Here is a 3,308-nt window from a genome sequence, read left to right as displayed (position 1 = left end):
GGGCGGGCTCGTCCATCGCCTCGGACTCGTCCACCGAGATGCCGTAGTCCGTGGCCAGGCCCTTGAGGCCGTCCGAGTAGCCCTCGCCGAGGGCGCGGAACTTCCAGCCCTCGCCGCGGCGGTACAGCTCGCCGCAGATCAGGGCCGTCTCCTGGCCCGTCTCCGGCTTGATGTCGAAGTACGCCAGCGGATCGCCGTCGGCGGCCGCGGCGTCGTACAGCACGATGCGCAGATCCCGTACGCGGTCGAAGGCGACGCCGTCCGCCGAAGCGACCAGCAGAATCTGACCGACGCCGGACTCGACACCGGCGAGATCTGTCTGGATCGTGTCGGTGAGGCCCTCGGCGCCCCGCTTCTTGCCGAGCCGCCAGACCTTCCCGGAGGGGTGCCGGGGCTGGTTGTAGAAGACGAAGTCCTCGTCGGAGCGCACACGACCGTCGGGGCCGAGGAGGAGTGCCGAGGCGTCGACATCCGGGACCCCCTGCCCGGGCGTCCAGCGCAGCACGGCGCGTACCGTCGTGGCTTCGAGCGGGACGTTCGACCCCTTCAACATCGCGTGCGTCATACGGTCATCCTGCCCTCTCCGTCCTGGTCACGACAACGCGGGGGTGCGACGGACCGTGCGCGCCTGTGTTCGTCCGCGTTACCAGAAATTCATGCCCTGCGGGAACCCCCGACATGGGTATCTACGTACTATTACCGGCCACCTGTGAACCGGTCACAGGGGCCACTGAGCCACCACGGGGGAGCTCTATGCGTCATTTCGGGCACATCGCCCCGGAGGTGCGGCAGCGCCTCTTCCACCAGGAGCCGTGCGAGTTCTCCGCCGACTCCCCGGCCCGGCTGCTCTCCGCGGCCCTGGGCGCCACGCTCTACAGTCCGGCCACCCGGCCGCGGCTCGCCGACGACATCGTCAAACAGACCGGACGCGGCGTGGTCTCGATGGTGCTGTGCCTGGAGGACTCCATCGGCGACGAGGACGTGGCGGAGGGCGAGGAGAACCTCGTCAGGCAGTTCACCGAACTCGCCGCACGGGAGAACGCGGGCGGCGCGGAGGACGCGGTGGAGCTGCCGCTGCTCTTCATCCGGGTCCGTGCCCCCGAGCAGATCCCCGACCTCGTACGGCGGCTCGGGCCCGCCGTAAGGCTGCTGTCCGGGTTCGTGCTGCCGAAGTTCACCGAGGAGCGCGGCATGCCGTTCCTGGAGGCCCTCGCGAGCGCCGAGGCGCAGAGCGGGCGGCGGCTGTTCGCCATGCCCGTGCTGGAGTCGCCCGAGCTGCTGTACCGCGAGTCGCGCGTGGAGACCCTGGAGGGTGTCTTCCGCGCGGTCGACAAGTACCGCGAGCGGGTGCTGGCGCTGCGGCTCGGAGTCACCGACTTCTGCTCCTCCTACGGCCTTCGCCGGGCCCCCGACATGACGGCGTACGACGTCCAGATCGTCGCCTCCGTGATCGCCGACGTGGTGAACATGCTGGGCAGAGCCGACGGCACCGGGTTCACGGTGACCGGGCCGGTGTGGGAGTACTTTCGGGTGCAGGAACGTATGTTCAAGCCCCAGCTGCGCCGCAGCCCCTTCCTGGAGGGCCAGGCCGAGGAACTGCGCGAGGCCCTCATCGAGCACTCCATGGACGGCCTGCTGCGCGAGATCACCATGGACCACGCCAACGGACTCCTCGGCAAGACCTGCATCCACCCCTCCCATGTGCTGCCCGTGCACGCGCTGTCCGTGGTCAGTCACGAGGAGTTCAGTGACGCGCAGGACATCCTGCGGCCGGAGCGCTGTGGTGGGGGTGTACTGAGGTCGCAGTACACGAACAAGATGAACGAGGTGAAGCCGCACCGGGCCTGGGCCGAGCGGACCCTGCTGCGGGCCGAGGTGTTCGGTGTGGCCAACGAGGACATCGGCTTCGTGGAGCTGCTCGCCGCCGGGATTCCGGCCTGACGGCCGGCCTCCATCTCCGATATTTCCAAGGGACGCATGAACAACGCAGTGAACAACGGGGTCTGGTCCGGGAGCTGGGTCGCCGAGCGGCTCGGAGTCCAGCTCGTGGGCGACGACGAGCTCGAGCAGATGCTGGGGCTGGCCCTGCGGCGCAACCCCAAGCGGGCGCATCTGCTGGTCTCCAACGTGCTCGGCAAGCACGTTCCGCAGTCGCCGTCCGTGGTGTACGGGGCCGGGTTCGCGCTGGGTCGGCGGGTACGGGATCTTTTGGGCGCGGAGGAGGTCGGCAGGGCGGTCGTCCTCGGCTACGCGGAGACGGCGACGGGGCTGGGGCATGCCGTCGCCGACGGCGTCGGGGACGCGCCGTATCTGCACTCCACCCGCCGCCCGGTCGCCGGGGTCGCCCCGGCGGGCGGCTTCGAGGAGTCCCACTCGCACGCCACGTCGCATCTGCTGCTGCCGGAGGATCCGGCCCTGCTGGCCGGCGATGGGCCGCTGGTGCTGGTGGACGACGAGTTCTCCACCGGGAACACGGTGCTGAACACCATCCGGGATCTGCACGAGCGGTATCCGCGGCGGCGGTACGTCGTGGTCGCCCTGGTGGACATGCGCTCGACGGCCGACGCGGGGCGCCTCGCGGATTTCGCCCGGGAGATCGGCGCCAGGGTCGACCTGGTGGCCGCGGCCTCGGGAACCGTACGGCTGCCGGAGGGGGTGCTGGAGAAGGGGCAGGCGTTGGTGGCGCGGTACGAGGCCGAGAGTGCGGTGGGGGGTGGTTCGTCGGCTGCGGGTGCGTCGGGGCTGGTCGCGCAGTTCCCCGCGCCCCCAGACGGCGGCGTTGCCGCGGGGGGTCGTGTGTCGGGTGCGGGTGCGTCGGGGTTGGCCGCGCAGTTCCCCGCGCCCCCGGACGGCGGCGTTGGCGTGGAGGGTGGTTCGTCGGGTGCGGCCCGGCGGGGGCTGGTCGCGCAGTTCCCCGCGCCCCCGGACGGCGGCGCCGGCGGTTCGTCGGCTGCGGGCGTGTCGGAGTCCCCGGAGGGCGAGACAGGCGCCGCCGGCTTTGAAGGCGACGGCCGGACCACCTCCCCAGGGGCGCGGGGAACTGCGCGACCAGCCCCCGCCGGGCCGCACCCGGATGACAACGCGCCAGGGCTGCAGGTATCCGCGCATCAGGCCGACCGTGCCGGCAACCCCCTAGGGGCGCGGGGAACTGCGCGATCCGCCCCCACCGGCCCGCACGCGGACGACAGCGCGCCAGGGCTGCAGGAGTCTGCGCATCAGGTCGACCGGGACGGCAACCCCCTAGGGGCGCGGGGAACTGCGCGATCCGCCCCCACCGGGCCGCGCCCGGATGACAACCGTCCCCACCC

General features: G+C 71.5%; 3 protein-coding genes. 2 read left to right on the top strand and 1 reads right to left on the bottom strand.

The features are described 5' to 3' along the window. The coding region (locus tag L0P92_RS43235; protein WP_234768617.1) for a TerD family protein at nucleotides 1-565 on the bottom strand (565 nt) is incomplete at its 3' end. 188 nt (nucleotides 566-753) lie between these two features. Here L0P92_RS43235 and L0P92_RS43230 point away from each other — a divergent pair. Both L0P92_RS43230 and L0P92_RS43225 read left to right on the top strand, forming a co-directional pair. Then, complete coding sequence (locus L0P92_RS43230) at nucleotides 754-1,941, top strand: HpcH/HpaI aldolase/citrate lyase family protein (RefSeq protein ID WP_234768616.1); 1,188 nt, start codon at nucleotides 754-756, stop codon at nucleotides 1,939-1,941. 36 nt (nucleotides 1,942-1,977) lie between these two features. Further along, nucleotides 1,978-3,308 (top strand): phosphoribosyltransferase domain-containing protein (locus tag L0P92_RS43225; RefSeq protein WP_234768615.1); only part of this gene is annotated, 1,331 nt, incomplete at its 3' end.

The sequence above is a fragment of the Streptomyces muensis genome (genome assembly GCF_021474425.1).
GTDB classification, from domain to species: domain Bacteria; phylum Actinomycetota; class Actinomycetes; order Streptomycetales; family Streptomycetaceae; genus Streptomyces; species Streptomyces muensis.
This window is presented reverse-complemented; position numbering and strand designations above follow the sequence as displayed.